Raw genomic sequence first — 26,223 nt, 5'->3', positions numbered from 1 at the left:
CGCGTTTCGCGTGTCCCTCAGCCTATCGCGAAACCGATGCGAGCTTGTCCTTGACGGTGGTGGCGTAGACGTCGACGTACTGCTGCTCGCTGAGCTTCTGCAGTTCGTACATCAGTTCATCGGTGACGGAGCGAAGAATGAAACGATCTCCTTCGAGCCCGGCGAAGCGGCTGAAGTCGAGCGGCTTGCCGAAGACGATCCCGGGGCGCAGGATTCGCGGGAACGTCCTGCCGATCGGCAGGATCTTCTCCGTGTGCACCATCGCGACGGGGACGATGGGAACACCGGCCTCGAGCACCATGCGAGCGACGCCCGTGCGGCCACGGTACATGCGCGCATCGGGGCTGCGCGTGCCCTCCGGATAGATTCCGAGAAGTTCCCCGCGGCCGAGGACTGCGAGCCCGGTGTTGAGGGAGGCCTCAGACGCCTTTCCGCCGGAACGATCGATCGGGATCTGGCCCGTCGCCGTCATGAACGCGCGCGTGACCCAGCCCTTCAGCCCCTTGCCCGTGAAGTAGTCGCTCTTGGCCAGGAACGAGATGCGGCGGTCGAGGTACAGCGGCAGGAAGACGGAGTCGATCACCGACAGGTGATTGCTCGCGATGATCGCCGCACCGTGCTTCGGTACGTTCTCAGCGCCGACGACCCAAGGCCGGAACACCGTCGTGAGCAGCGGGCCCGCGATGATGTGCTTCATAATCCAGTAGAACATCGTAGAAAACAGTATCCACCCTCGTCGGCTAGGCCGAACGGTCCGCCGCGATCCGGGCCAGGTCAGCCGCGCCCACGACGCCCGCGTCGTTCACGAGCTCAGCGATGGCGAACTCGGGTTCGGGATGGAAGCCCCTGGCAGGCAGGTTCTCGAGGTACGCGGCACGAATCGGATCGAGCAGCAGGTCGCCGGCCTGGGCCACTCCTCCCCCGATGACGAACAGCTGCGGGTCGAGCACCGCGCTGAGCGTCGCACAGCCTTGGCCGATGTATCCGCCGAGCCGGCGCAGCGCTGTGAGGGCTCCACCGTCGCCGGACTGGATCAGCTCCGACAGGTCGGTGCCGCTGAGCTCGCCGGTCCAGGCGCGCCGCTCAGCGAGTTCGCGGCCGATGCCGCCGGCATCCGCGAGTTCGTTCGCGAGCCGCTGCAGCGCGCGACCGGATCCGTACTGCTCGAGGCATCCGTTCGCCCCGCACCCGCACGGCAGTCCTCCCGGGATCAGTCGAATGTGTCCCAGTTCGGCGGCCGTTCCGAAGCCGCCGCGATACAGAGCGTCGTTGGCGACGATGGCGCCGCCGACGCCCGTGCCGATCGTGAGCATGACCATGTCGCTGGCGAGCCGACCCGCGCCGTAGCGGAACTCGGCCCAGCCCGCGGCGTTCGCATCGTTCTCGATAACGATCGGCATGGTGAGCCGAGCGGCGAGCTCCGCCTGGAACGGCTCGTTGCGCCAGCTCAGATTCGGAGCGTAGTAGACGGTCGACTGGGCGGCGTCGATGAACCCCGCGGCGGCCACGCCGACGCCGCAGATGTCATGCTGCTTACGCAGCCGGACGACCATGTCGACGACGGCGTCTTCGATGGCCTTGCTGTCACCTGCCGGCGACGGCACACGATCCTCGGCGAGGATTTCACCTTCGTCGTCGACGACCGCTCCGGCGATCTTGGTTCCGCCGATGTCGATTCCGATGGCGTGCACGTTGAAACCTCCGCAGATGATGATCTCGGTCGAACTGACGATTCCCACAAAGAACCGGCGGCAGACCCCTCTTGAGTGTAGTGAAACCCTCGACCGCTCCGGCATCGGAGAGGTCCGATCGAGGTCCTCACTTTAGAGTAGAGGAAGCCGAACCCGACCACGTATCGAAGGAGCTATCGTGGATTTCCAATCCGTCCCCGCCGTCGTCCCCGCGGACCCCACCGCCAACGCGACCGACCTGCTGGTCGAGCGTGTGCGAGCGACTCCGAACGATGCGCTGTTCTCCGTGCCGCGCTCAGGGGAATGGGTTGACGTCACGGCGGCCGAGTTCCACGCGCAAGTGGTCGCTCTCGCCAAGGGCCTCGTGGCCGCGGGAATCCAGCCCGGCGACAAGATCGGCTTCATGTGCAAGACCCGCTACGAGTGGACCTTGATCGATTTCGCCGTCTGGTTTGCCGGCGCAATCCTCGTGCCCGTCTACGAGACGAGCGCCCCGTCGCAGATCCAATGGAACCTGAGCGACTCAGGGGCCGTTGCAATGATCGTGGAGACCGCGGACAACTTCTCCCGCTTCGACGAAGTGCACGCCGATCTTCCCGCGATCGACAAGGTGTGGCAGATCAACCTCGGCGACATCGACAAGCTCTCGTCGTCGGGCGGGAAGGTTCCCGACGAGGAGATCGAACGGCGGCGAAGCCTCGCGACCGGCGAGGACATGGCGACGCTCATCTACACGTCGGGATCCATGGGAACGCCGAAGGGCTGTGTTCTGACGCACTCCAACTTCGTCGAGCTCTCCCGCAACTCCGCTGTTGCGCTCAAGGAAGTCGTGCAGCCAGGCGCCTCCACGCTGCTGTTCATCACCCTTGCACACGTGTTCGCGCGGTTCATCTCCGTCTTGGCCGTGCACGCGGGCGTCAAGGTCGGCCACCAGCCCGACACGAGCAAGCTTCTCGAGTCGCTCGGCTCGTTCAAGCCGACCTTCCTTCTCGCGGTCCCGCGAGTGTTCGAGAAGGTCTACAACTCGGCGGAGCAGAAGGCCGAAGCGGGCGGCAAGGGCAAGATCTTCCGAGCCGCCGCGGAAACGGCCGTCGCCTACAGCAAGGCGCAAGCGGCCGGGTCGATTCCGTTCGGCATGAAGGTCAAGTATCGGCTGTTCGACATGCTCGTCTACGGCAAGCTGCGGGCCGCCATGGGCGGGAACGTAAAGTACGCGGTCTCCGGATCCGCCCCGCTCGGCGAGCACCTCGGTCACTTCTTCCACAGCCTCGGCATTGTGATCCTCGAGGGCTACGGTCTCACGGAGACAACCGCCCCGGCGACCGTGAACCTGCCCAGCACCTCCAAGATCGGCACGGTCGGCCCGGTACTGCCCGGTGTGAGCGTGCGCATCGCGGAGGACGGGGAGATCCAGGTCAAAGGCATCGACGTGTTCAAGGAGTATTGGAACAACCCCGAGGCCACCGCGGCCGCATTCGACGGCGAGTGGTTCTGCACGGGAGACATCGGGTCGCTCGACGAGGACGGCTTCCTCACGATCACGGGCCGCAAGAAGGAGATCATCGTCACGGCCGGCGGCAAGAACGTCGCTCCCGCGGTCCTGGAAGACCCGGTTCGCGCCAACACCATCGTCGGGCAGATCGTCGTCGTCGGCGATCAGAAGCCGTTCATCTCGGCGCTCGTCACGCTCGATCCCGAGATGCTGCCTGTCTGGCTGGAGAACAACGGGCAGGACCGGGGGCTCTCTCTCGCGGAGGCGGCGAAGAACCCCGCCGTCATCGCCGAGGTGCAGCGGGCCGTCGACCAGGCGAACTCGCGAGTATCGCGCGCCGAGTCGATTCGGAAGTTCGAGATCCTCGACGTGGAGTTCACGGAGGCTTCGGGGCACCTCACGCCGAAGCTCAGCATCAAGCGGAGCGTCATCCTCGACGACTTCGCCGACACGATCACGCGCATGTACTCGACGTCTCAGCCGACGCAGGGACTCTCGCTGGCGTAGGCTTCGCCGCGACAGTGAAGCGGGCGGCTCGTTGGAGCCGCCCGCTTCTGTCGCATCAGTGAGAGGTCAGGCCGCTCAGAACCAGGACGACTCGCGCACCTGTTTCATCGCGGTGCGCCGCTCTTCCTTCTCGAGCCGGTCGAGGTACACGAGCCCGTCGAGATGATCCGTCTCATGCTGGAGCGCCTGCGCCAGCACTCCGGTGCCTTCGACGACGACCGGGTTGCCGTCGAGGTCGATGCCCGTGACGCGTGCGTACGGGTAGCGAGGGGTGGGGTGCCACTGCTCCGGCACCGACAGGCATCCCTCGTCCACGAGCTCCTTCTCACCGCGCACTTCCGCGAGCACGGGGTTGATGACGTATCCGACGGTGTCGTCGACGTTGTAGCTGAACACGCGGAGACCGACGCCGATCTGGTTCGCGGCCACTCCCGCGCGCCCGGGAACTTGAACGGAGTCCACGAGATCCGTGACGAGGGCGCGCACGTGGTCGTCAATGTGAGCGACCGCGTCGCAGCTGGTCTTGAGGATGGGGTCTCCGAAGAGACGGATCGGGCGTTCTGTCATCGTTTCTCCGCTGTTATGCCGTCACCGGCCGCTGTGTGGGCAGTCCTTCGACGACGGATGCCGCGAGCTCCCGCGCCGCCGCCCGGGTTGCCGGCTTCAAGTGGGCGAACTCGACTGTCGAACCGGCCGCGAGGGCGGGATCGAACGGGATCCGCACGACGCCGCGAACGCGCGATCGGAAGTGCGCCTCCACTTCGTCGAGTTTCACGAGGTGCCGAGCTTGCGTCGGGATGTTCAGAGCCACGACCGCGTTCTTCGCGAGCGCGTCGTGTCCGTTGGCCTCGAGCCACGAGATGGTCTCGGAGGCCAGTCGCGCCTCGTCGATGCTCGCACCGGAGACGATGACGATGCTGTCCGCGCGATCAAGCGTCGCAGCCATCACCTCGTGCACGATTCCGGTTCCGCAGTCGGTGAGGACCATGGAGTAATAGCGGGCCGCAAGTTCGGCGACCTGCTCATAGTCCTTGTCGTCGAACGCCGCTGACACGTGCGGGTCCGCGTCTGAGGCGAGAACGTCGAGTCGCGTTTCATCCCGCGCGACGAGCGTGGAGAACTCCGTGTATCCGGTGATCTCGTCGTGCCGACGGATGGCATCGCGAACCGTGTGCTCGTGCTCTCCGCCGATGCGGTCGGCGAGCGTGCCGCGATCCGGGTTCGCGTCGATGGCGATGATGCGGTCATCGCGCGCATCGGCGAGTGCCATGCCGAGCAGCACGGAGACGGTCGTCTTTCCCACACCGCCCTTGCGCGAAAGCACGGGCACGAACCGCGCGCTTCCGGCGAACGGCTTCGCGATTCGGCGGGTCAGTTCCTTGTGCGCCCGCGATTTCCGGGCGTCGCCGAGGTTGACGAGTCGACCGGTGCCGAAGTACACCGCTCGCTGCAGGGTGCCGTCCGGCACCGTGCGTTTCGCGGCACGCTGGGCGAGCAGTCGGTCGGCGGTGAGCGTCGCGGCCGGCTCCGGGCCGCCGGTCTGGAAGCGTCGGGCGCTCACGCTCTGCGGCGCAGCGGCATCCTCTCGCTCCTCAGCCACCGTGGCGACCACGGCGGCGATCTGCGTGGGAGCGCCGGCGCTCGACGGCGCCGTGCTGGTGTCGGGAGCGGATGCCGGCTCTGGGCCGCGATCGTCGACGTCGGTCTGCTCGGCGGGCTCGACGGCCTCCCCCGTCGGGTCTGCGTCGGCGTCTTCGATTTCATCGGGCGCCGATTCGGCAGGGGCCGGCTCCGTCGCGGGGCTCTCCGCATCATCGGCGCGAGTCCCGGCCGCCGGAATCGTCGCCGCGGCCGGGTCTACCGCGACGTCATCGAGGATGACGTCGTCATCATCGAGCTCCTCGTCCTCGTTGACCGTGGGAATGGTCACGCTGATCGTGGTCGTCGGGATTGTCGGCTGCGGTGTCGGCGTGGGCTCGAGTTCGTCTGAATCGGCTGCCGGCACGGTGCCGTCTTGCTTCTTGGGCACGAGTGGGGGCTCCTTTGGAACGGGCACGCGGTCACGCGGCGTCAACGCCCAGTTTAGTCAACAAGCGCCGGGCGGGCGCGCCGGCGTCAGCTGGCCGCCGTCACGACGACGAGCAGGTCTCCCGCTTCCACTTGCTGCGGCGAGTTGATGGCGAGGCGCTCGATCGTGCCGGCCACGGGGCTTGTGATCGCCGCTTCCATCTTCATCGCCTCGATGGAAGCGACGGCCTGTCCCGCCTCGATCGAGTCGCCTTCGTTGACCTTGAGGGTCACGACGCCCGAGAACGGGGCGGCGACCTGGCCCGGCTTGCTCGTGTCTGCCTTCTCGGCGGCCTTCGTCTCGACGCTCACCGAGCGGTCACGTACGAACACGGGGCGGAGCTGCCCGTTGAGAACCGCCATGACGGTGCGCATTCCCTTGTCGTCGGGCTCGCCGATGGCTTCGAGCCCGACGTAGAGCCGTACGCCCTTGTCGATCTCCACGTACGTTTCACGGCCCTGCTCGAGTCCGTACAGGTAGTCGGCGGTGTCGACGACGGAGAGGTCGCCGAACAGCTCCCGCATCTGCTCGAACTGGTGGGTTGGCGCGGGGAAGAGCAGGCGGTTGAGCGCCGCGCGGCGCTCCGCGCTTGATCCGGCAAGCGCGGCCTCATCGGCATCCGTGAGCGGTTTGAGCGAGATGTCCACGTGCTTGCCGTCGAGCACCTTGCTCCGGAACGGCTCAGGCCATCCTCCGGGCAGGTCACCGAGCTCGCCCGCCATGAATCCGATAACCGAGTCGGGGATGTCGTACTTGTCGGGGTTCTCGGCGAAGTCGTCGGGGTCGGCCCGGACCGCGGCGAGATGCAGCGCGAGGTCGCCGACGACCTTCGACGACGGCGTCACCTTCGGCACGCGGCCGAGGATGCGGTTGGCCGCCTCGTACATGTCCTCGATGAGCTCGAAGTCGTTCTCGAGTCCGAGCGCTATCGCCTGCTGACGCAGGTTCGAGAGCTGTCCGCCGGGGATCTCGTGCTTGTAGACGCGGCCAGTCGGGCCCGGCAGTCCGGACTCGAACGGACGGTACAGGTGGCGAACTGCTTCCCAGTACGGCTCGAGGTCGGTGACGTTTTTGAGCGAGAGCCCCGTGTCACGCTCCGTGTGCGCGAGAGCGGCGACGAGAGCGGATGCCGAGGGCTGGCTCGTTGTGCCCGACATGGGCGCCGATGCGACGTCGACAGCGTCCGCTCCGGCTTGCGCGGCGGCGAGCAGCGTCGCGAGCTGCCCGCCCGCCGTGTCGTGCGTGTGCACGTGCACGGGCAGATCGAACCGCTCGCGCAGCGCCGACACGAGTCGCGCCGCTGCCGCTGGCCGCAGCAGGCCGGCCATGTCCTTGATCGCGAGGATGTGAGCCCCCGCGTCCACGATCTGCTCGGCGAGGTTCAGGTAGTAGTCGAGAGTGTAGAGGTTTTCGGCTGGATCGAGCAGGTCGCCCGTGTAGCACACGGCGACTTCCGCGACAGCAGTGCCGGTCGCGAGCACCGACTCGATGGCGGGTCTCATCTGCTCGACGTCGTTGAGGGCGTCGAAGATTCGGAAGATGTCGACGCCCGTGCGTGTGGCCTCCTGCACGAACGCGTCGGTGACACGTGTCGGGTAGGGGGTGTAGCCGACGGTGTTGCGTCCGCGCAGAAGCATCTGGATCGCAACGTTCGGGAGGGCTTCGCGGAGTCGTTCGAGCCGTTCCCACGGGTCTTCCCCCAGGAAGCGGAGCGCCGCATCGTACGTGGCGCCTCCCCAGGCCTCGACCGAGAGCAGCTCCGGGGTGAGGCGGGCCACGTACGGCGCGACCTGGAGCAGTTCACGCGTGCGCACTCGTGTCGCGAGCAGGGACTGGTGGGCGTCCCGGAACGTCGTGTCGGTGACGGCCAGAGCCGTCTGCTCGCGCAGCGCGGCGGCGAATCCCCTCGGGCCCAGCTCGAGCAGCCGCTGACGGGATCCGTCCGGGGCCGGCTGCGACACGTCGAGTACGCGGAGCTTCTCAGTGGGGTGCACGCCGGCGGGGCGGGCGCCGTTCGGCTGGTTGACGGTGACGTCCGCGAGCCAGTTCATGATCTTCGTGCCGCGGTCCTTCGACACGCGACCCTGCAGCAGCTCCGGCCGTTCTGCGATGAACGAGGTGCTGAGGTCGCCGGCGAGGAACGCAGGGTCGTCGAGGACGCCCTGGATGAACGGGATGTTCGTGGCGACGCCGCGGATGCGGAACTCGGCGAGCCCGCGGCGGGCGCGCGCCACCGCTGCCGGGAAGTCGCGGCCGCGGCACGTCATCTTCGCCAGCATCGAATCGAAGTGCGGGCTGATCTGCGCTCCGGGGTTGATCGTTCCGCCGTCGAGACGGATGCCGCTTCCGCCGGGCGAGCGGTACGTTGTGATCTTTCCCGTGTCGGGACGGAAGCCCTGTGTGGGGTCTTCCGTCGTGATGCGGCACTGCAGAGCAGCGCCGCGAAGACTCACGGTGTCCTGCGAGAGGCCGAGCTGAGCAAGGGTCTCCCCCGCCGCGATACGCATTTGCGACTGCACGAGGTCGACATCCGTGACTTCCTCCGTCACCGTGTGCTCGACCTGGATGCGGGGGTTCATCTCGATGAACACGTGCTCGCCGGCGCGCTCTCCTGCCGTGTCGACCAGGAACTCGACCGTTCCCGCGTTGACGTAGCCGATCGACTTCGCGAATGCGACGGCGTCGCGGTACAACGCTTGTCGCAGTTCGTCGCTGATGTTCGGAGCCGGCGCAATCTCGATGACCTTCTGGTTGCGACGCTGCACGGAGCAGTCACGTTCGAAGAGATGCATCGTGTTGCCTTCGGCATCCGCGAGAATCTGCACTTCGATGTGCCGAGGGCGAAGCACCGCCTGCTCAAGGAACATGGTGGGGTCGCCGAACGCGCTGTCGGCCTCGCGCATCGCCTCCGCGAGGGCGGGAGCGAGCTCTTCCTTCTTCTCCACGCGCCGCATGCCACGTCCGCCACCGCCGGCGACCGCCTTCGCGAACAGCGGGAAGCCGACCTCTTCGGCGCCCTCGAGCAGAGCGTCGATGTCGCGCGACGCCGGAGTGGAGCGCAGAACGGGAACGCCAGCGGCGATCGCATGCTCCTTCGCGGTCACCTTGTTCCCCGCCATCTCGAGCACGGACTTTCCCGGACCGATGAAGGTGATTCCCGCGGCGGCCGCCTTCTCGGCGAGTTCCGGGTTCTCGGAGAGGAAGCCGTAACCCGGGTAGATCGCGTCCGCTCCGGACTCCTTGGCGACTCTCACGATCTCGTCGACGTCAAGGTAGGCGCGAACGGGGTGGCCAGGCTCGCCGATCTCGTAGGCCTCGTCGGCCTTCAGCCGGTGCAGTGAGTTCCGATCCTCGTACGGGAACACAGCGACGGTTCGTGCCCCAAGCTCAAATGCGGCTCTGAACGCGCGAATCGCGATTTCGCCACGGTTGGCAACGAGAATCTTCTGGAACATCCGCAGCCTCTCTCCGGCCGAGGCCCGCTCAGCCAACATTTAGGTTCTCTAACCCTCCTAAAGGTAACGTATGTGACTGTGCACGTATTAAGCGTCAGTAGCCTCAAGGGCGGCGTCGGCAAGACGACCGTGAGTCTCGGACTTGCTTCCGCGGCCTTCGCCAGGGGCGTGCGCACCCTCGTCGTCGATCTCGACCCGCAGTCGGACGTGTCGACGGGCATGGACATCTCGCTCGCCGGCCACCTCAATGTCGCCGACGTGCTCGCGGCTCCGAAGGAGAAGACGGTCCGACAGGCCATCGCACCCTCCGGCTGGACGTCGACGCACCCGGGCAAGGTCGATGTCATGATCGGCAGCCCCTCCGCCATCAACTTCGATGGTCCGCACCCGTCGATTCGTGACATCTGGAAGCTCGAGGAGGCCCTCGCGCACGTCGAGAACGAATACGATCTCGTGCTCATCGACTGCGCTCCGTCCCTCAACGCTCTGACGAGAACCGCATGGGCGGCCAGCGACCGCGTCAGCGTCGTGACCGAGCCGGGGCTGTTCTCGGTCGCCGCGGCGGACCGCGCTCTGCGGGCGATCGAGGAGATCCGGCGCGGGCTCTCTCCTCGCTTGCAGCCGCTCGGGATCATCGTCAACCGTGTGCGCAACCAGTCACTCGAGCACCAATTCCGCATCAAGGAGCTTCGGGACATGTTCGGTCCGCTCGTGCTCAGTCCGCAGCTTCCCGAGCGCACCTCGCTCCAGCAGGCACAGGGAGCGGCGAAACCGCTGCACATCTGGCCGGGCGACAGCGCCCAGGAGATGGCTCACTACTTCGACCAGCTCCTCGAACGCGTCCTGCGGACCGGCCGGGTGGGCGAGTACGCCGACTACGGTGCCCGGCCGAACGCTCCGATCGAGCCCGCTCAGCCGTAATCGGCTCGCGCTCGGCAATGCCGTGCGCAGACGCAATCGTCCGCGTGAGTTTTCAGCGGTAGCTGGTCAGGCGCTGCGGGCGGCGCGACGAGCAGCGAGCTCGTCCATGGGGTCCGGCGCCTGCGGGTCGAACTCGACGAGCGTGGATTCCACTTCCCGCAGCACCTTGCCGACAGCGATGCCGAAGACGCCTTGGCCGCGGCTCACGAGGTCGATGACCTCGTCGTTCGAGGTGCACAGGTAGACGCTCGCGCCGTCGCTCATGAGCGTCGTCTGGGCGAGGTCGTGCACTCCGGCTTCGCGGAGCTGGTTCACGGCCGTGCGGATCTGCTGGAGCGAGATCCCCGTGTCGAGAAGCCTCTTCACGAGCTTGAGCACGAGGATGTCGCGGAATCCATACAGACGCTGCGTGCCCGAGCCGGAGGCGCCGCGCACGGTGGGCTCGACGAGCCCCGTGCGCGCCCAATAGTCGAGCTGCCGGTATGTGATGCCTGCGGCGCGCGCCGCGACGGCTCCACGGTAGCCGGAGTCGTTGTCGAGAGTGGGCAGTCCGTCCGTGAACAGGAGTCCGAGGTCGTACCGAGCGCTGTCATCGCGGCTGAGTTCGCTCATCGGTGTCCCTCTCCTCTTCTGCTCACGATTCCGTGTGCGTGTCCTACGCTATCGACTGCACTGCGCTTCGTGTCCGATATCGAGCTCACCATTTCGGCGTGTCGGGAGTCGGGGCTTCACGAGGGCATTGCGACCAGTCTAAGCCTAGGGTGAGATTCGGCCTAGTGCTGCGCGAATGAGGTTGTTGCGCACGGCCTCGAGGTGGCCGGCGATGTCACCGGCGAGTTCCGCGGCGCGTGCGCGGCTCGCGGCATCCTTCCGCCGGGCCATCGGCAGCAGAGCGCTCTCGATCAGGTCGACTTCACGATCCGCCGCAGTGCGGAAGCCGCGCAAGTGTCGCGGCTCGATACCGCAGCGCTGCAGAGAGACGAGCGACTTCAACATCGTGAGGGCGTCTTCGGCGAACGAGTCGCCCGGCGGAATGAGCGACGCCGAGATGGCGTCGGCGAGCAGCCCGGGGCTGGCGTTGGCCTCACGCAGAAGCTCCGCGCGCTTGTATCTCTTGCCGCCGGGAATGATCGTCGGGGTCGGCGCCCCTTCAGCGAGACCGGGAAAGGCCGGCGACTTGCCGGCGTCGAGATCGGCGAGGTAGGCGCGTATCACCTTGAGCGGCAGGTAATGGTCCCGCTGCATCGACAGCGTGAGACGGAGCCGCTCGACGTCGCGCATCGAGAACTTCCGATAACCGCTCTGGGTGCGGGCCGGCGACACGAGTCCCTGCTCTTCGAGGAACCGCAGTTTCGAACTCGACAGGTCGGGGAAATCCGCCCTCAGCCGCGCGAGGACCTGCCCGATGTTCAGGAGCTGAGGCGCGGCGGAAGAAGACCTCGCTGCGTTCGCCGCCACTACTGCCCCGTCGCGCGGAGGTCGCGGCGGGAGGCGTAGAAGGTGAGGCGATACTTCCCGACCTGCACTTCAGCGCCGTCGGAGAGGAGGGCGGTGTCGATGCGAGCGCCGTCGAAGTACGTGCCGTTCAGCGAATGGAGATCGTGGATCTCGAATGTGCTGCCGTTGCGCCGGAACTCCGCATGGCGACGGGAGACGGTCACGTCGTCGAGGAAGATGTCGGCGTCCGGGTGGCGTCCGACGGTCGTGACGTCGGAATCGAGAAGGAACCGCGCCCCCGAATTGGGGCCACGGCGAACGATGAGGAGAGCCGATCCGGAAGGCAGAGCCGCGATGGCGTCCTGCTCCTCACGCGTCGTCGAACCGGCGAGACCGGCAAGCGCCTTGCTGAAGTCTTCGCCGTAACCGACCGTCGTGTCGTTGAAGTCTCCGCCGGAGCCTTGATCTGGCGCGGAACCGCGCATCACGACGCCGGTGGCAGGGTATTCGTCATCGGGGTATGGCACCGTGTTTCTCCTCACTTCTCCAGCGTATCCGAAGATGCATCCCCGGGCACAGGGCGCCTCGTGATCAGCCGGCGGGTCTGCACAATGTAGATGATTCCGGCGACCCAGTACAGCAGGGCTCCGAGAAGGGAGAATCCGAGCCCGATCGGCAGCGCGAGGAAGCCCGCACTCGGCACGGCGCTGCCGAGCATGAGCACCGGCAGTCCGATGAAGAGCGCCGCCGTCGCGGCCTTGCCCGTCTTCACGACGGGGAGCGCCGTTCCGCCGTGTCGGGCGAGGAGCACGGCGAGCGCGAGAAGCATCACGTCGCGCGCGATGATGACGACGACGAGCCAGAACGGGATGAGCTCTCGCCAGCCGAGGCCGAGGAGAGCGGCGAAGATGTACAGCCGGTCGGCCGCCGGGTCGAGAAGCTGACCGAGACGCGTGACCTGGTCGAGCCGGCGCGCGAGGAACCCGTCAAGGAAATCGGTTATTCCCGAGACGGCGAGCACAACGAGGGCGAGCACATCCTGCCCCTCGACGAGCAGCACGAGGAATACCGGCACGAGCGCGAGCCTCACGAAGCTGAGGACGTTCGGAATCGTGAGGATTCGGTCGCTGACCTCCCAGGACGGCTTTTGGCTCACGCCTTCAGTCTACAAAGGGCGACCGGCCCGCATCGCCGGTCAGGCGGTCGTACCCCGAAGACGGGTAGCGCGCCGATTAGGAGTCGCAGCCTGCACTGTTTACTGTTTTACGCATGGCCCCGAGCACCACCGGCGATGCATCGATGCCCCGACGTCGACGTCGCGGCATCCGCGTTGCCGCGCTCGCGCTGAGCCTGGCCGCCGCAGCATCCGTCGGCGCTGTGGTCGTGTCGGCCTTCCGGCCCACCGAGGCTCCTCCCGTGGCTGTCGCACAGCAGGCGCCGCACCATGGGACGACGGCGGTCGTCGCGTCCGTTCCGTTCGACGACGCGTGGAAGCGCATCGATCAGCGGGATCACCCCTTCGTCATCGCGGTCGCGGGCGATTCGACCGGGAACGAGCCGGGCGAGTGGGTCGACCTCGCCTTCCGCCGCCTCGCTGTGGAAACCGACCGGCCGCTCGTGGAGCACCCGTGGAACCTCGAGTCGAACGCGTACGATCCTGAGATCACGGCGAACAGCGACGCCGCGAACGCACCGCTTATCGTGTGGAACGGTTCGGCCTCAGGCAAGACCGCCGCATATTCTCTCGAGCACATCGACACGCTCCTGCCGAAGCGGCCCGACATCCTGATCATCAACCACGGGCTCAACAACGTGCGCAAGCCGCGAGCGGTCGGTCCTGAGTTCAGCAATCTCCTCGCCGCCGTCGAGCAGCGCTGGCCGGCGAGCGTCGGCTACGCCGTCATCCTCGAGAACCCGCGCTTCGACAAGTGGCACGAAGCGCACAAGCGCGTGCTCGAGGATGTTCGCGCATGGGCCGCACCACGGACGAACGTGCTGCTCATCGACGTGAATGCCGCGTACCTGGCTGCGGAAGCAGGACCCGCGTCGTTCCTGGTCGGCGACCGGCTGCATCCGAATCCGTCGGGCTCGGCGCTCACCGCGGGAACGGTGCTCGACGCGCTCACACGCGCGGGCACGTAGGCTCGAAGCATGGATGCCGAAACGGGCGCCGTGCGCGTTGACAGCTGGCTGTGGGCGGTGCGTCTCGCGAAAACCCGCTCTGCCGCGACCACGGCATGCCGCGGCGGGCACGTTCGAGTGAACGGGGAACGCGCGAAGCCGGCGCTGAAGGTGCACGTCGGCGACGAAGTGCGGATTCGCATCACCGGGTTCGACCGCGTGGTGACGGTGACGAAGCTCATCTCGAAGCGCGTATCGGCGACTGTTGCCGCCGACTGCCTGATCGACAGGACACCGCCGCGACCCGAGCGCATCGCCGCACCGGCAGCGATAATGCGGGACCGCGGCGCCGGTCGACCGACCAAGCGTGAGCGGCGGCAGATCGATCAGCTGCGAGGGCGCTCGTAGTCGAACGCGCGGGCACGCGACGATGCCTGCCCCTGAGTGCCGGATGCAAGCCCTCCCTTTCGGGACGGCTCCGGAGTATCGTGCCCTAGATGAAGGACAGCTATCAAGTCATCATCGTCGGAGGCGGTTTCGCTGGAATCAGCACCGCTCGAGAGCTGGGACGCAAAGGCATCGACGTCCTCCTCATCGACAAGAACACCTACCATCAGTTCCAGCCGCTGCTGTACCAGGTGGCCAGTTCGCAGATCGGCGTCTCCGAGGTCGCTCGCCCGATCCGGTCGATCTTCCGCCGGTACAAGAGCGTCAAGGTGCTGCACGAGACTGTGACCTCGATCGACGCGAAAGCGCGCAGCGTGGTCACCGATTCGGGCCGATCCCTCTCCGCGAGGATCCTCGTGATCGCCGCCGGAGCAGTTCCCAACTTCTTCAACACGACAGGTGCCGAAGAGCAGGCGTTCCCGCTGTACTCGGTGGCCGACGCGATCCGGCTCGGCACGAAGATCGACGAAGAGATGAACGCCGCGGCCCCCGAGCCGGATTCAGCGGTCGACGTCCTCGTCATCGGTGGCGGGCCGACGGGCGTCGAGACCGCCGGAGCGATCGCGGAGAACATCCGCTACGTGTATCCCGGCTACTACTCCCCCGAGTTCGCCCGACGCTGCACGGTTCATCTCGTCGACATGATTCCCAAGGTGCTCGCTCCGTTCTCCGAGCAGTCGCAGGCCTACACGGCCGAGCGGCTGAAGGCCATTGGCGTGCGGCTGCACCTCGGCACGGGAGTCTCGGAAGTCCGCGATGACGGTGTCACGCTCGCGGACGACTCGCAGATCCCCGGCCAGATCGTCGTGTGGGCGGGCGGCCTCAAGGCGGGGCAGGTCATCACGGACTCGGGTCTCACCACGGGCCGCGGCGGGCGCGTGGACGTCACCCCGGAGCTCACCGCACCGGATATCGACGGCGTCTACGTGCTCGGCGATTCGGCAAACATCGTGGATGCGCGCGGCGATCATCTGCCGCAACTCGGGTCGGTGGCGCAGCAGTCCGGAAAATGGGCTGCGAAGAACATCATCGCGGACCTCCAGGGGCTGCCGCGCACACCGTTCGGCTATGTGGACAAGGGCTACATGGCGATGATCGGTCGCGGCGCGGCCGTCGCCGAGATCGGCCGCCGGCGCATCCGCATGAAGGGATTCTTCGCGTACATGGCGTGGCTTCTCGTTCACGTCGCGCTGCTCTCCGGCACTCGTCAGAAGGTCGGCGCGGTCGTGTCGTGGACGCAGAACTACCTCACGAATAACCGTTCACACGTGGTGCTCGATCCGCAGAACTGACTCGTCACACGCGAGGCGCTTCGCGGATCGTGTCGGCGACGGCGCGACCGGCATCGTCCGCGGCGACTGAGATGTCAGCTCCCGCGAGGAGTCGCGCGACCACGGTCGCGGCGTAGATGTCACCGGCGCCCTTCGCGCCGGTGCGCAGTCGCTCGTTGCGCACCGTTCGGGTGCCCTCCTCGGTTGCGACGAGATTGCTGATCACCGCGGTGCCGGTCGGGTCGGCGCTCGTGACGATGAGCCAACCGCCGTCCGGACGCAGAGCTGCCGCCGCCGCCGCGACGTCGTCTGCGGCGACGAGTTCACGGCCGCTCAGCATCGCGAGTTCGAAGCGATTCGGTGTGAGTCCCGTAGCGAGCGGCACCAGATGACGGGCATAGGATGCCGCGACCGCCGGGTCGGTGTAGAGCCCGACGTCGTCATCCCCCATCGCCGGGTCGACGACGAGCCGCACTCCGGGGACCTTCGTACGCAGTGCCGCGAACCATTCGGCGATCACGGCCGCCTGCCCGGAATGGGCGAGGAATCCGACGAGGACGTAGCGGACTTCAGCGAGAGCTCCGAGACCGATCAGGTCATCGAGAATCCCCGCGAACCAGTCGTCGGGAAGCGGGCCGCCGTGCACCCCCGGGTAATGCGGAAGCGCACTGAGAATGACGGTCGGAACCTGCACACAGCGGTAGCCGGCTTCCGTGAGGACGCGTGCCGACGCTGTGTTTCCCACGGCGCCGTAGGCGAGCTGGGAACTGATCACGACGATGTCGACGGGCCGACTGTCCATCTCCCAGCCGCTCGTGCGAACGCTGACCTCGTTGTTCACTCGGCCGCCGACCCTGTGCCGCCCGGCCAGTAGTAGCTGTCTGGAAGTGCGCGTGATCCGAAGATGGCCTGCCCGACGCGAACTGTCGTCGCGCCCTCCTCCACGGCTGTCTCGAAATCCCCCGACATGCCCATCGACAGCCCCGTGAGATCGACCGAGTCGGGCGCAGCCTGCCGCAATTGGTCCCTGAGCGTGCGCAGCAGCACAAAGCAGTGCCGCACCCGGTCGAGATCATCGCTGAAGACAGCGAGGGTCATGAGCCCCTTCACCCGGACGCGGTCGAAGGCGGGCAGCTGCGCGATGAACGAAGCCGTCTGCTCGGGCGGAAGACCGAATTTGCTGTCTTCTTCGGACGTGTTCACCTGCACGTAGACGTCGAGCGTGCGGTCTTCGATCTCGAGACGACGCTGGAGCGCCTCAGCGACGCGGATGCTGTCCAGAGCCTGGAACTCCGCGGCGAAGCGGGCGACGTACTTCGCCTTGTTCGTCTGCAGGTGCCCGATGACCGCCCACTTCAGATCCGGAATGTCGGCGAGGCTCTCGGCCTTGCGCTGGGCCTCCTGCACCTTGTTCTCTCCGAGGAACGTGGCGCCGGCCGCGACAGCGAGCCGCAATCGCTCCTCCGGAACCGTCTTGCTGACGGGCAGCAGCCGCACCTCTCCCGCATCTCGGCCGGATCGGGTGGCGGCCGCGCCGATGCGGGCACGCACCGCCGCGATATTGGCGGCGAACTCTTCGGTGGATGTGGCCGTCGGGTATGCCGCTCGTGCCGCATCCGGCTCAGGATTCACGGAATGCTCTCACTTCCCACCGCGCAAGACGGCGTGTTCGCTCGGGCTCCGGCGGATGCGGCTTCGACGGCGGATCGAGTGCCGTGCCGCCTCCGGAGTGCTCTGGTCTCGACTTTACCGCTATCGCTACTGGCGTTCGCGGGCCACCGGCGCCGGCATAGTACTCTGGACGAGTTGCCCTCGTAGCTCAATGGATAGAGCAACGGCCTTCTAATCCGTAGGTTGCAGGTTCGAGTCCTGCCGGGGGCACTTTCGTTCGATCATCGCGCCGGAAGCCGCTCTGGGCACGTGACGGTCGGTTCTCTAGGGCCGCAGCTGAACCCATTGCCCCTCCGATACGACCTCCACCTCGCCCTCTCTCACGCAGATCGCCGTCTGATCGTCGATGGCGTACGCTGGCCCGTCGATCTTCTCGCCCCAGCGCCGCGCCGAGGCGAGCGTGTTGCTCGGGAAGACGTCGAGGTGCGGGAAGATCGAGAAGTCCACCAGACCGAGAGTCCGGTCATCTGGCGCCGACGGCCATTCTACGAAATCGGCGCCGATTCGCGGAGTCATCACCATACTGCCGGCACTCACGCCGACCCAGACGGTGTCAGTCAGCGAAGGCAGCATGTCGGCCAGTCCCGACTGCCGCATCCAGTGGCAGAGGTACGTCGCGTCTCCGCCGTCCACCAGCAGAACGTCGGCATCGCGAACCCAGGGCGCCCAACGCTCGGTGCCGATCGTCGGCAGCGCCGACAACTCGAGCATTCCCACCGACGCCCACCCCAGTGAGGCCATTCCTCCCCAAGGAGGCAATCCGCTTACGAAACCGCGTACCGACACGGGTCCGCAGGCCGGGTGACCCCACTGGGCTGTCGGAATGCAAAGGGCCGATGACTCGGCTATCGGCTTGCCAAGCAAGCCGACCAGCGCGGCCTGGATACTCGGATTCGTAATGCCGCCGGACGTCAGGAGAAGTCGCACAGTGCCTCCTACTTCGCGGACGGGACGACGACGTCCCTCACCGCTCGACTCTAGACCGCGTGGAGGGCAAGCGTCCGCTCCCTCACCCGGTAGTGACACACCGGCTACGTTCCCAAACGGTTGTGACGACTACGCAGACGGTCTGACTCACGTACAGATCGCCAAGAAGCAGGGGCTCCACGTCCAGATCGTCTGACGCGACTCATCGCCGCTCGCGTAGACACTCGCGCCCGACTTCGTGTTTTAGTCGACGAGGACTTGCGGGGCAGCTGGCGCCGCTATGGCGACGGAGCAACTGTCAGAGAGATTGCCCACAAGCTCGGCGTCGCGCATAGGACAGTGAGCCGATCACTGGCACGTCAGAACGCAGCGTCGGAATCACCATCCCCATCGCACCCCGAAACGGCCTCCGACCAGAGCAAACGCGAAAGCAAACCGGCCCAGCGTTGAAATGCTGGGGCCGGACCCGGGGTGAGTAACGGGGCTTGAACCCGCGACCTCCTGGACCACAACCAGGCGCTCTACCAACTGAGCTATACCCACCATGCGGCGGTCATTCGCACGGTGGCGAACAACAGCAACTTTTCGATTGTATTACACGTCAGAGGTGCTTTGTGACACGAGCGAGGTCGCGATCGCCTTCGCCTCGTCGGACGTCGGCCCGGGCTGCGGAACGAAAACCGCCTGACGGTAGTACTGCAGCTCGCGGATCGACTCGAGGATGTCGGCGAGCGCCCGGTGGCCCCCGTCTTTCGCGGGCGCGTTGAAGTAGACGCGCGGGTACCAGCGGCGGGAGAGCTCTTTGATCGAGGACACGTCGACGTTGCGGTAGTGCAGGTGCCCGTCGAGGTTCGGCATGTATCGCGCGAGGAACGCACGGTCGGTGCCGATCGTGTTGCCGGCGAGCGGCGCCTTCTTCTGTTCGGGCACGTGCGAGAGAACGTAGTCGAGCACGTGCTTCTCGGCGTCGGCGAGGCTCACGCCGTTCGGGATCTCGTCGAGCAGCCCGGAGCTCTTGTGCATGTTCGTGACGAACTCGCCCATGTTCTGCATGGCGGCGTCGCTGGGCTTGATAACGATGCTGAAGCCGTCGTCGACGAGGTTGAGATCGAAGTCGGTGATGACGACAGCGACCTCCACGAGTTCGTCGACCGAGAGGTCGAGCCCGGTCATCTCACAGTCGATCCAGACCAGACGGTCGCTTACGTTGCTCATGGTCCCATCGTATCCGCGGCGTGCGACGTGCCGATCCACGCGTGCGCCTCGCCTAGGCTTGAGGCGGGAGGCCGCATGTTCGAGATGGATGCCGACGCGTTCGACGATCTGGTCAGCGACGAGTTCGACAGCCTGCCCGACGACATGCTCGCGGGGCTCGACAACGTGGCGATCTTCGTCGAGGACACGCCCGAGGACGGCTCGATGGACCTGCTGGGCCTGTACCACGGCGTCGCGCTGACCGAACGCGGCCAGTACGGGTTCGGCGAGCTGCCCGACACCATCAGCATCTACCGCCTGCCGCTGCTGGCGATCGTCGACGACGAGGAGGAGCTGCGGGAGCAGATCCACATCACGCTCGTGCACGAGATCGCGCACTTCTACGGAATCGATGACGCGGAGTTGCACCGCCTCGGCTGGGCGTGAGCCCGGCCGCCGGCATCCGGGTTAACCTCACTGCAGGGCAACACGGGAGGCAGTCATGGGCGTCGGACGCGTGATCGGCATCGTCGCGGGAACGGCGGTCATTCTGGGCGCCGGGCTCTACGGTCCTGCGACGCTGCTCGCGCCTCTCCCGGAGGCGACAGTCACTCCGACGAAACTCGCGCCGGCAGCATCGGCTTCCCCGCCCGCGCTGCCGGAGACCGGCGCCTCGGCGATCACCGAGAGCGCGAAGCACGAGCCGTTCGCCGTCGCGGGCGACGACGAGGCGCTGCCGATGGCCGGCATTGCGAAGGTCGTCACCGCGCTCGTCGTGCTCGATGAGAAGCCCATGGAGCCCGAGGGCGACGGGGCGACGGTGCCGATCACGTCAGCGGACTTCCTGATGTTCAACGACTACCGCGACAGCGGCGCCCGCGTCGTCACGGTGTACACGGCTGACACGTGGTCGGAGCGCGCCGTGCTGCAGGCGATGCTGCTCGGCTCGAGCAACAATCATTCCGACACGCTCGCCGCATGGGCGTTCGGCTCCGTCGACGACTACGCGACGGCAGCGAACGCGTGGCTGAAGGGTCACGGACTCGGCGACACGCACGTGGCCGACGCGACGGGGCTCTCGGAGGACTCCGTCTCGACGGCATCCGATCTGTCCCGACTTGCGGCGCTCGCCATGGCGAACCCGGTCATCCCCTCGGTGCTCGAGCAGCCGGTTCGGGGCATCGCCGCCGATCGCGGCGTCGTGAACACGACGGCGTACATGACCGATCGCGGCGTGACCGGAATCTCGCTGAGCTTCACGAGCAAGGCGGGGCTGTGCCTGCTGTTCGCGGCGACGATTCCCGTCGGAGAGGACAGCTACACGTTCTACGGCTCGATGGTGCGGATGCCGGACTGGGACAGCCTCGACGCCGCCATGACCGCGCTTCTCGACAGCGCAGACGGCGGGGTCGCGGCGGGGCCGCTCGTCGCACCCGGAACGACGGTCGGCCACGTGAGCACGGCGTGGGGCGAGAGCTCCGACGCCGTCGCCGGAAGTTCCGAGGAGCGCGTGCGCTGGGTGAGCGCGACACCGTCGACGACCCTCACGGCCGAGAGCTTCTCGACGGCGACTCAGGGCGACGTGGTCGGCACCCTGACGGCATCCGACGGCGGACAGGCCGTGAAGCTTCCCGTGAAGCTCGATAGCTCGATCCTCGCGCCCGACGTGTTCTGGCGCCTCGCGCACCCGGTCGAGCTGATTCCCCGCTTCGTCGACATGCTGACCGGGGCGTCGTAGCGCGCTCAGCGGCTGCGCAATCGCAGATCGGCGGCCCCGGCCGGGTCATGCTCGGCGATGAACGCGTCCATCTGGTGTTCCCAGATCTCCCAGTAGTTGTCGAAGCCGCCCTTGTCGCGTTCGAGCGCGCGCGTGCGGCGCAGAGCGGGGTCGCCGTCGATCCACACCCGCAGGTCCGCGAGCGGTGCGTTGTGGCGGGTCAGCACACCGCAGCCTTCGATGACGACGGATCGTCCCGGCGCCACGATGTGCCGCTCGGCGCCCGAGCCGTTCTCCCAGTCGTGCCGCTGCCACCGCCCCGGTCTGCCTGCTGCGAGCCGATCGAGGAGCTCTTTTCCGATGTGCTCGCCAGCCCGGGCAAGACCGTGCCAGCCCGGATACACGTCGTCCATGCGCACGAGAACGGGTGCCGGCCCGGACCATGAGCGCACGAGGAGGTCGGCGGTCGTGCTCTTGCCCGCGCCGGAGGGGCCATCGATGAGCACGATCGGATGCCGCTGAGGCAGCGCTCGCACGGCGGCGAGGATCCGCTCCGCGTGCTCCGCCATGCTCTCGGCGCGCTGCTGCTCAGGCAAGGACGAGACTCCACGTTCCCGCGAGAACCGCGGCGGTAACGGCGGCCGCGGCGATGAGCACTCCGATGAGCACGAGCACCGTCTCCGGCATCCCGAACCGGGATTCGCGCGCCCAGCTGCGCCGTCGCGAGGCGCCGAAGCCTTTCGCCTCCATCGCGGTCGCGAGCTTGCTTCCGCGTCGCACCGCGAGAACGAGCAGTGCAAACGCTTGCGAGCCGAAGCGACGCAGCAGCGCCTTGTCGGCGACCCCGCGTGCGCGCCGCGCCTGTGCGAGCGCGCGCCAGTCGTCAACGAAGAGGCCGATCATGCGCATTCCGGCGAGCCCGCCGAGGACAAAGCGCGCGGGCAGCCGAAGCACTTGCGCCAGGCCGTCGGCCAGGTCTGTCGGGTCGGTCGTCGCCATGAGGACGACGCCGGGCAGACCGATCGCGAGAACCCGGAGCATGATCGCGAGCCCGAGCGTCGCGGAGCCTTCCGTTATCGTCACGATGCCGCCGTCCCACAAGACCGCGCCGCTGTCTTCGCCGTACAGCACCGTCGTGATCGCGGCGAACGGGGCCGCGATCCACACCGGTGCGGTGCGCAGCCAGAACTGGCGCGCGCTGAGCCCGCTCCACGACACGAGCACAAGCGTGAGCGCGAGGGCGACAGAGGCGGAGACGAGATCGACCGACAGCATGAGCGTCACGCTGATCACGAGCGCGGCGAGCAGTTTCGCGACCGGGTTGATGCGGGCGACGAGCGAGGGGGTGATCTCGGGAGTGAGTGTCGTCATCGCAGCACCGGCTCCGTCCGCTCGAGCCGCACTTCACGGTCGGCGATCGCGTCCACGAACGGCCGATCGTGGGTGACGGCGACGATCCCGCGTCCTTCCGTTCGGAGCTCGCGCAGCAGGAGCACGAGCTCTCGCCATGTGACGGCGTCCTGGCCGAAGGTCGGTTCGTCGAGCACGAGCACGTGCGGCCGTGTCGCGAGGATCGTCGCAACCGACAAGCGCCGCTTCTCGCCTCCGGACAGCGTGAACGGGTTCGCGTCGGCGAGGTGCGCCAGTCGGAGCCGACTCAGAAGCTCGTCGACGCGGCGCTCGATCTCGGCCTCGTCGCAGCGCAGCGCGTGCGGCCCGATGCGTAGTTCTCGCCGCACGCTCGTGGCGAGGAACTGGTGTTCGGGCTGCTGGAAGACGGTGCCGATGCGCGTGAGCAGGTCGCGGGACCGCCAGCGGTGCGGCTCGGGGCCGAGTCCGTCCGCCAGGGCTTGGTGGGCGCGCAGGGTTCCGGCGACCGGGTCGAGAAGGCCCGCGAGGGTCAGAGCGAGGGTGCTCTTGCCGGCGCCGTTCGGCCCGCTGATCGCCGTCGCGCAGCCGTGTGAGACGGCCACGTCGATCCCGCTCGCCGCGACCCGGGCGCTGCGACGGCCGAATGCTGTGCGGCCGACCGCGAGCCGGTCCGCCGTCAGCAGGTCGTCACCCGGCGCACCGGTGCTCTTCGGCGGCAGGGCGGGCGGATGCTGCGGCACCCAGATCCCGGCGGCGGCGAGCTCGGCGCCGCGGTCGCCGAGAATGCGATCCGGCGCGCCCTGCGTCTCGACACCGCCGCCGGGCTGCAGCACGACGACGCGGTCGACGATGTCCTGCCACACCGAGACCCGGTGTTCGACGACGACGAGCGTCAGTCCGGTCTGCGCGGCGACGTGCGCGACGACGTCTCGGATCTCGGCGACGCCGTCCGGGTCGAGGTTGGCGGTCGGCTCGTCGAGCAGCAGCAGCCGTGGTCGCATCGCGAGGATGCCGGCGAGGACGAGTCGCTGCATCTGTCCGCCGGACAGCTGCGAGGTGGGGTGGTCGAGCGGAACGTCGAGCCCGACGGCATCCACGGCCCAGCGCACACGGTGCCAGATCTCGTCGCGCGGAATCTGGAGGTTCTCGCATGCGAAGGCGACGTCGTCGCCCACGCGCGCGAGGACGACCTGGCTGTCGGGATCCTGCAGCACCAGCCCGGCGACGCCGCGAACATCGGCGGGCCGACGGCCGTCGACGAGCAGGCTGCCGACCTGCTCGCCCTCGTCCTCGCCGCCGAGCACCCCCGCCATCGCGTGCAGCAGAGTCGACTTGCCGGCTCCGGAAGCGCCGAGCAGGAGTATGCGCTCCCCCGGCTCGATGTCGATGTCGAGCCCGGCGACGGCAGGGCGGTTCCGCCCTGCGTGCGTCCAGCCCCAGCCACGCGCGCGAACGGCGGCGCCCCGAGCGGCAGGCATCTACGCCGCTTTCCGACGCGCCTCACGGCCGGCGGCGAACCGATCGAGCGCTCCGGCGGCCGCGAGTCCGCGGGCGGCGAGCCAGGACAGACCCCCCGCGATGATGACGCCGGACACGGCTGCGCTCACGTAGTAGACGAGCTTGAAGCCGCTGTCGAGCGCCGCGTAGTCGGTGAACGTGGTGTCGAGAAATGCCATGGCGAGTCCCGCGCCGAATCCGGCGAGAAGAGCGACGTACAACCGATAGTGGGCGTAGAGGAAGATCGCGAAGACGATCTCGGCGCCGAGTCCCTGCACGACTCCCCAGATGACGGTGGAGAACCCCCATTGGTTGCCGACGAGCGCCGACACGGTGGCCGCGACGAGCTCGGAGTACAGTGCCGCTCCCGGCTTCCGGATGATGAGGCCGCTGAGCACGCCGGCGAACAGCCAGCCGCCGCCGAGCAGCGCCGAGAGCCCGGGAGTGAACGCGAGCGGAACGCTCAACGGTCCATAGGCGATGTTCCAGAACAGGAAGACGACGCCGGACGCGACGCCGATGATGCTCGCGGTGACGATGTCGACGACGCGCCACTTCAGCCGGCGCTTCGGAGTGGTGGTGTGTGTTGCGGTCTGCACGTGTCGTGCCCTTCCTATGCGGTGAATAGGGCACGGGTATTGAGAATTTGCCTCCCTGCGCTGGCATTATCCAGATCAGGTTCGACGGTCGAAGGTTGAGAACCTTCCTCTCAGCCCGGCTCACCGGACTCCCGTGTTAGCTCAAGTGTAGCCGCTCGCTACTTCTTGAGCGCCTTGATGATGACCTTGAGTGCCTTGCCGAGAACCCACACGAACGGGATCGCGACAGTGAGCAGGGACACGAGGTTCGGTTCGAAGCGAACACCGTCACTCGTGCGGATGTACGCGCCGATCGGCACGCTCATCCCGCCGCCTCCGCCACCGCCGCCCGCGGCCTTGTTGTCGGCCTTGATATCGCTCGACGCGTCTCCCTCGCCCGCGCCGAAGCCGAAGCTCGCAAGCGCGACAGGGACGATCTTGACGCCGTCGACGTCAACGATCTCGCCGTACACCGTCGAGACCCCGACCGATTTGAATTTGTCTGCCAGTTCCAGCGCTACGTTATCCATGTGCCAACGCTACCCCGCCCAGTCTGGTCTGCACAGGCATAGCTCGGGGACTCTCAGCTCCCGGGAGTGCCCGGCTGGCGTGTCCCGCCGGCTGTCCCTGGCCGGGCGCCGAGAAGAGACGCCGGTGTGACGACGGCCTTGCCGAATTTCTCGCGCAGACCGTCGATCGCCGTCTCCGCGTCGCGCCAGTCGGCATCCGGATCCCACAGTCCCGCGCTCAACTGGCCCGCGTCGAGGTTCTCGGCGCGCACGCCGATGAGCCGGACCGGGCGAGCACCGACACCGAGTTCTCGGAACAGTGCGAGGCTCGCGTCGTAGATGCGGCGCCCGACATTGCTTGGCTCGGGCAGCCGACGCGTGCGCGAGACCGTCGTGAAGTCGCTGTAGCGGAGTTTGAGCGCGACGCTTCCGGCCAGCGTGTCCGTTCGGCGCAAGCGCTCGCCGACCTGGGAAGCGAGCCGCAGGAGTTCGCGTTCCAGGCGTCCAGAATCGCTGATGTCCTCGTGGAAGGTGACCTCGTGCCCGACGCTCTTCTCGATGCGCTGCGTCTCGACCGCGCGCGGGTCGCGGCCGTTCGCGAGTTCGTGCAGGCGCACCGCTGTGGCGTCCCCGACCGCCCTGCGCAGCGCCGACAGGGGAACGTCGGCAATATCGGCGACGGTGCGCAGACCGAGCCGGCTGAGGGACTCTTCGGTCTTCCCTCCGACGCCCCACAACGCGCGAATGGGCAGTGGGCGCAGGAACTCGAGGGATTCGGCGGGAGGGATGACGAGAAGACCGTCGGGCTTCGCCATTCCCGACGCGAGCTTCGCGAGGAACTTCGTCGCCGCGACGCCGATGGAGCACGTGAGCCCCGTCTCCGCGCGCACGCGCTCGCGCAGCATCCGAGCGATGTGCGCGGGCGACCCGAGGAGCCGACGTGCGCCGGCGACGTCGAGGAACGCCTCGTCGATGCTGAGCTTCTCGACGACGGGCGTCACCTGCTCGAAAACAGCCATCACGCGAGCCGAGTAGTCGCGGTACAGTTCGTGGCGCGGCGTGAGCACTATCGCGTTCGGGCACAGCTGGAGCGCCCGCGCCATCGGCATGGCCGAGCCGACGCCGTAGGCGCGGGCCTCGTAGGTCGCGGTCGTGACGACAGAGCGGCCTTCCCTGTGGCCGACGATCACCGGCTTTCCGAGGAGCTCGGGATGATCGAGGAGCTCGACGGACGCGAAGAATGCGTCCATGTCCACGTGCAGGATCGTCGCCCCTGCATCGTCGACCGAGTCCGCCGAGATGCGGCGCAGTCGACCGTCCTGACGAGACATACCTCCATTCTCGCAGGA

The 26,223-nt window shown here is 67.3% G+C and carries 26 protein-coding genes, 2 tRNA genes and 1 riboswitch; of the genes, 8 read left to right on the top strand and 20 right to left on the bottom strand.

From position 1 onward, the window contains the following. Nucleotides 1-22 precede the first annotated feature (22 nt). The gene (locus BLV49_RS16495; protein WP_091187970.1) at nucleotides 23-712 is read right to left on the bottom strand and encodes a lysophospholipid acyltransferase family protein; all 690 of its coding nucleotides are present in this window, start codon (nucleotides 710-712) and stop codon (nucleotides 23-25) included. A 28-nt stretch (nucleotides 713-740) separates the two neighbouring features. Beyond that, on the bottom strand, nucleotides 741-1,691 hold the full coding sequence (locus BLV49_RS16490; RefSeq protein ID WP_091188087.1) for an ROK family glucokinase: 951 nt from the start codon (nucleotides 1,689-1,691) through the stop codon (nucleotides 741-743). Between the two features lie 178 nt (nucleotides 1,692-1,869). Between BLV49_RS16490 and BLV49_RS16485 the strand changes: the two genes are divergently transcribed. Then, on the top strand, nucleotides 1,870-3,690 hold the full coding sequence (locus BLV49_RS16485) for an AMP-dependent synthetase/ligase (protein ID WP_091187969.1): 1,821 nt from the start codon (nucleotides 1,870-1,872) through the stop codon (nucleotides 3,688-3,690). A gap of 75 nt (nucleotides 3,691-3,765) precedes the next feature. Here the strand turns inward: BLV49_RS16485 and def are convergent, their stop codons facing one another. From def to BLV49_RS16470, 3 genes are all read right to left on the bottom strand, one after another. After that, complete coding sequence (gene def / locus BLV49_RS16480) at nucleotides 3,766-4,257, bottom strand: peptide deformylase (protein WP_091187968.1); 492 nt, start codon at nucleotides 4,255-4,257, stop codon at nucleotides 3,766-3,768. 13 nt (nucleotides 4,258-4,270) lie between these two features. Next, nucleotides 4,271-5,719, bottom strand: coding sequence for a MinD/ParA family ATP-binding protein (locus BLV49_RS16475; protein ID WP_245723749.1), 1,449 nt, complete (start codon nucleotides 5,717-5,719; stop codon nucleotides 4,271-4,273). An 86-nt stretch (nucleotides 5,720-5,805) separates the two neighbouring features. Then, nucleotides 5,806-9,213 (bottom strand): pyruvate carboxylase, encoded by a 3,408-nt coding sequence (locus BLV49_RS16470; protein WP_091187966.1) that lies wholly within the window; start codon nucleotides 9,211-9,213, stop codon nucleotides 5,806-5,808. A 78-nt stretch (nucleotides 9,214-9,291) separates the two neighbouring features. Here BLV49_RS16470 and BLV49_RS16465 point away from each other — a divergent pair, with 78 nt between their 5' ends. After that, nucleotides 9,292-10,134: a ParA family protein gene (locus tag BLV49_RS16465; RefSeq protein WP_091188085.1), complete on the top strand. Its 843-nt coding sequence runs from the start codon at nucleotides 9,292-9,294 to the stop codon at nucleotides 10,132-10,134. A 66-nt stretch (nucleotides 10,135-10,200) separates the two neighbouring features. On the opposite strand, the gene BLV49_RS16460 is transcribed toward BLV49_RS16465, so the two are convergent. The 4 genes from BLV49_RS16460 to BLV49_RS16445 all read right to left on the bottom strand — a co-directional run bounded on the left by BLV49_RS16460 (nucleotide 10,201) and on the right by BLV49_RS16445 (nucleotide 12,727). Next, on the bottom strand, nucleotides 10,201-10,746 hold the full coding sequence (locus BLV49_RS16460) for a MerR family transcriptional regulator (RefSeq protein WP_091187965.1): 546 nt from the start codon (nucleotides 10,744-10,746) through the stop codon (nucleotides 10,201-10,203). A gap of 144 nt (nucleotides 10,747-10,890) precedes the next feature. Beyond that, complete coding sequence (ftsR, locus tag BLV49_RS16455; RefSeq protein ID WP_091187962.1) at nucleotides 10,891-11,592, bottom strand: transcriptional regulator FtsR; 702 nt, start codon at nucleotides 11,590-11,592, stop codon at nucleotides 10,891-10,893. Beyond that, a complete protein-coding gene (locus BLV49_RS16450; RefSeq protein WP_091188082.1) occupies nucleotides 11,592-12,056 on the bottom strand; it encodes an FHA domain-containing protein in 465 nt (154 codons plus the stop codon). The genes ftsR and BLV49_RS16450 overlap by 1 nt, the downstream gene beginning before the upstream one ends. 53 nt (nucleotides 12,057-12,109) lie before the next feature. Beyond that, the gene (locus BLV49_RS16445) at nucleotides 12,110-12,727 is read right to left on the bottom strand and encodes a CDP-alcohol phosphatidyltransferase family protein (protein ID WP_245723748.1); all 618 of its coding nucleotides are present in this window, start codon (nucleotides 12,725-12,727) and stop codon (nucleotides 12,110-12,112) included. A 113-nt stretch (nucleotides 12,728-12,840) separates the two neighbouring features. Between BLV49_RS16445 and BLV49_RS16440 the strand changes: the two genes are divergently transcribed. From BLV49_RS16440 to BLV49_RS16430, 3 genes are all read left to right on the top strand, one after another. Further along, nucleotides 12,841-13,713: an SGNH/GDSL hydrolase family protein gene (locus BLV49_RS16440; protein ID WP_091187960.1), complete on the top strand. Its 873-nt coding sequence runs from the start codon at nucleotides 12,841-12,843 to the stop codon at nucleotides 13,711-13,713. Nucleotides 13,714-13,722: 9 nt separating this feature from the next. Beyond that, nucleotides 13,723-14,100 (top strand): RNA-binding S4 domain-containing protein, encoded by a 378-nt coding sequence (locus BLV49_RS16435; RefSeq protein ID WP_091187958.1) that lies wholly within the window; start codon nucleotides 13,723-13,725, stop codon nucleotides 14,098-14,100. An 89-nt stretch (nucleotides 14,101-14,189) separates the two neighbouring features. Next, a complete protein-coding gene (locus BLV49_RS16430) occupies nucleotides 14,190-15,431 on the top strand; it encodes an NAD(P)/FAD-dependent oxidoreductase (protein WP_091187957.1) in 1,242 nt (413 codons plus the stop codon). Nucleotides 15,432-15,435: 4 nt separating this feature from the next. Here BLV49_RS16430 and BLV49_RS16425 read toward each other — a convergent pair whose 3' ends face one another. Continuing rightward, the gene (locus tag BLV49_RS16425) at nucleotides 15,436-16,251 is read right to left on the bottom strand and encodes a PfkB family carbohydrate kinase (protein ID WP_091187955.1); all 816 of its coding nucleotides are present in this window, start codon (nucleotides 16,249-16,251) and stop codon (nucleotides 15,436-15,438) included. Next, entirely contained in the window at nucleotides 16,248-17,042 is a 795-nt protein-coding gene (locus BLV49_RS16420) for a YggS family pyridoxal phosphate-dependent enzyme (RefSeq protein ID WP_091187951.1), read from the bottom strand. The genes BLV49_RS16425 and BLV49_RS16420 overlap by 4 nt, the downstream gene beginning before the upstream one ends. A 176-nt stretch (nucleotides 17,043-17,218) precedes the next feature. On the opposite strand from BLV49_RS16420, the gene BLV49_RS16415 reads away from it, so the two are divergent. Beyond that, nucleotides 17,219-17,291: transfer RNA gene (locus BLV49_RS16415), tRNA-Arg, on the top strand. Nucleotides 17,292-17,345: 54 nt separating this feature from the next. Here the strand turns inward: BLV49_RS16415 and BLV49_RS16410 are convergent. From BLV49_RS16410 to orn, 3 genes are all read right to left on the bottom strand, one after another. Next, nucleotides 17,346-18,008 (bottom strand): Type 1 glutamine amidotransferase-like domain-containing protein, encoded by a 663-nt coding sequence (locus tag BLV49_RS16410; RefSeq protein ID WP_091187949.1) that lies wholly within the window; start codon nucleotides 18,006-18,008, stop codon nucleotides 17,346-17,348. A gap of 470 nt (nucleotides 18,009-18,478) precedes the next feature. After that, a tRNA-His gene (locus BLV49_RS16405) sits at nucleotides 18,479-18,551 on the bottom strand. A gap of 51 nt (nucleotides 18,552-18,602) precedes the next feature. Next, entirely contained in the window at nucleotides 18,603-19,223 is a 621-nt protein-coding gene (gene orn, locus BLV49_RS16400) for an oligoribonuclease (RefSeq protein WP_091187947.1), read from the bottom strand. Nucleotides 19,224-19,298: 75 nt separating this feature from the next. Here orn and BLV49_RS16395 point away from each other — a divergent pair, with 75 nt between their 5' ends. After that, nucleotides 19,299-19,649: a metallopeptidase family protein gene (locus tag BLV49_RS16395; protein ID WP_091187946.1), complete on the top strand. Its 351-nt coding sequence runs from the start codon at nucleotides 19,299-19,301 to the stop codon at nucleotides 19,647-19,649. A gap of 55 nt (nucleotides 19,650-19,704) precedes the next feature. Continuing rightward, complete coding sequence (locus tag BLV49_RS16390; protein WP_091187944.1) at nucleotides 19,705-20,940, top strand: D-alanyl-D-alanine carboxypeptidase family protein; 1,236 nt, start codon at nucleotides 19,705-19,707, stop codon at nucleotides 20,938-20,940. 5 nt (nucleotides 20,941-20,945) lie between these two features. Here the strand turns inward: BLV49_RS16390 and BLV49_RS16385 are convergent, their stop codons facing one another. The 6 genes from BLV49_RS16385 to dinB form a co-directional block, all read right to left on the bottom strand. Beyond that, nucleotides 20,946-21,515: a nucleoside/nucleotide kinase family protein gene (locus BLV49_RS16385; RefSeq protein WP_091187942.1), complete on the bottom strand. Its 570-nt coding sequence runs from the start codon at nucleotides 21,513-21,515 to the stop codon at nucleotides 20,946-20,948. Continuing rightward, the gene (locus tag BLV49_RS16380; RefSeq protein ID WP_091187940.1) at nucleotides 21,508-22,290 is read right to left on the bottom strand and encodes an energy-coupling factor transporter transmembrane component T family protein; all 783 of its coding nucleotides are present in this window, start codon (nucleotides 22,288-22,290) and stop codon (nucleotides 21,508-21,510) included. Before BLV49_RS16380 ends, BLV49_RS16385 begins: the two co-directional genes overlap by 8 nt. Then, on the bottom strand, nucleotides 22,287-23,768 hold the full coding sequence (locus BLV49_RS16375) for an ABC transporter ATP-binding protein (protein WP_091187938.1): 1,482 nt from the start codon (nucleotides 23,766-23,768) through the stop codon (nucleotides 22,287-22,289). Before BLV49_RS16375 ends, BLV49_RS16380 begins: the two co-directional genes overlap by 4 nt. After that, on the bottom strand, nucleotides 23,769-24,386 hold the full coding sequence (locus BLV49_RS16370) for an ECF transporter S component (protein WP_091187936.1): 618 nt from the start codon (nucleotides 24,384-24,386) through the stop codon (nucleotides 23,769-23,771). 35 nt (nucleotides 24,387-24,421) lie between these two features. After that, nucleotides 24,422-24,531, bottom strand: a riboswitch (TPP riboswitch). 13 nt (nucleotides 24,532-24,544) lie between these two features. Further along, nucleotides 24,545-24,895 carry a spore germination protein GerW family protein gene (locus tag BLV49_RS16365; RefSeq protein ID WP_091187933.1) on the bottom strand — a complete coding sequence of 117 codons (351 nt, stop codon included), beginning with the start codon at nucleotides 24,893-24,895 and terminating at the stop codon, nucleotides 24,545-24,547. Between the two features lie 53 nt (nucleotides 24,896-24,948). Further along, complete coding sequence (gene dinB, locus BLV49_RS16360) at nucleotides 24,949-26,205, bottom strand: DNA polymerase IV (RefSeq protein ID WP_091187930.1); 1,257 nt, start codon at nucleotides 26,203-26,205, stop codon at nucleotides 24,949-24,951. Nucleotides 26,206-26,223: the final 18 nt, after the last annotated feature.

It is taken from the genome of Paramicrobacterium humi (genome assembly GCF_900105715.1).
In the GTDB taxonomy this organism is placed as follows: domain Bacteria; phylum Actinomycetota; class Actinomycetes; order Actinomycetales; family Microbacteriaceae; genus Paramicrobacterium; species Paramicrobacterium humi.
Note: the sequence above shows the minus strand (reverse complement) of the source record. Positions and strands in the feature narration are given on the sequence as shown.

What these genes read in the sequence shown, in the direction of transcription:
- BLV49_RS16495 (WP_091187970.1), bottom strand. Translation starts at nt 712, where the DNA reads ATGTTCTACTGGATTATGAAGCACATCATCGCGGGCCCGCTGCTCACG.
- def (WP_091187968.1), bottom strand. Translation starts at nt 4,257, where the DNA reads ATGACAGAACGCCCGATCCGTCTCTTCGGAGACCCCATCCTCAAGACC.
- BLV49_RS16470 (WP_091187966.1), bottom strand. Translation starts at nt 9,213, where the DNA reads ATGTTCCAGAAGATTCTCGTTGCCAACCGTGGCGAAATCGCGATTCGC.
- BLV49_RS16460 (WP_091187965.1), bottom strand. Translation starts at nt 10,746, where the DNA reads ATGAGCGAACTCAGCCGCGATGACAGCGCTCGGTACGACCTCGGACTC.
- BLV49_RS16450 (WP_091188082.1), bottom strand. Translation starts at nt 12,056, where the DNA reads ATGCGCGGTTCCGCGCCAGATCAAGGCTCCGGCGGAGACTTCAACGAC.
- BLV49_RS16440 (WP_091187960.1), top strand. Translation starts at nt 12,841, where the DNA reads ATGGCCCCGAGCACCACCGGCGATGCATCGATGCCCCGACGTCGACGT.
- BLV49_RS16435 (WP_091187958.1), top strand. Translation starts at nt 13,723, where the DNA reads ATGGATGCCGAAACGGGCGCCGTGCGCGTTGACAGCTGGCTGTGGGCG.
- BLV49_RS16430 (WP_091187957.1), top strand. Translation starts at nt 14,190, where the DNA reads ATGAAGGACAGCTATCAAGTCATCATCGTCGGAGGCGGTTTCGCTGGA.
- orn (WP_091187947.1), bottom strand. Translation starts at nt 19,223, where the DNA reads ATGAGCAACGTAAGCGACCGTCTGGTCTGGATCGACTGTGAGATGACC.
- BLV49_RS16395 (WP_091187946.1), top strand. Translation starts at nt 19,299, where the DNA reads ATGTTCGAGATGGATGCCGACGCGTTCGACGATCTGGTCAGCGACGAG.
- BLV49_RS16390 (WP_091187944.1), top strand. Translation starts at nt 19,705, where the DNA reads ATGGGCGTCGGACGCGTGATCGGCATCGTCGCGGGAACGGCGGTCATT.
- BLV49_RS16380 (WP_091187940.1), bottom strand. Translation starts at nt 22,290, where the DNA reads ATGACGACACTCACTCCCGAGATCACCCCCTCGCTCGTCGCCCGCATC.
- BLV49_RS16375 (WP_091187938.1), bottom strand. Translation starts at nt 23,768, where the DNA reads ATGCCTGCCGCTCGGGGCGCCGCCGTTCGCGCGCGTGGCTGGGGCTGG.
- BLV49_RS16365 (WP_091187933.1), bottom strand. Translation starts at nt 24,895, where the DNA reads ATGGATAACGTAGCGCTGGAACTGGCAGACAAATTCAAATCGGTCGGG.
- dinB (WP_091187930.1), bottom strand. Translation starts at nt 26,205, where the DNA reads ATGTCTCGTCAGGACGGTCGACTGCGCCGCATCTCGGCGGACTCGGTC.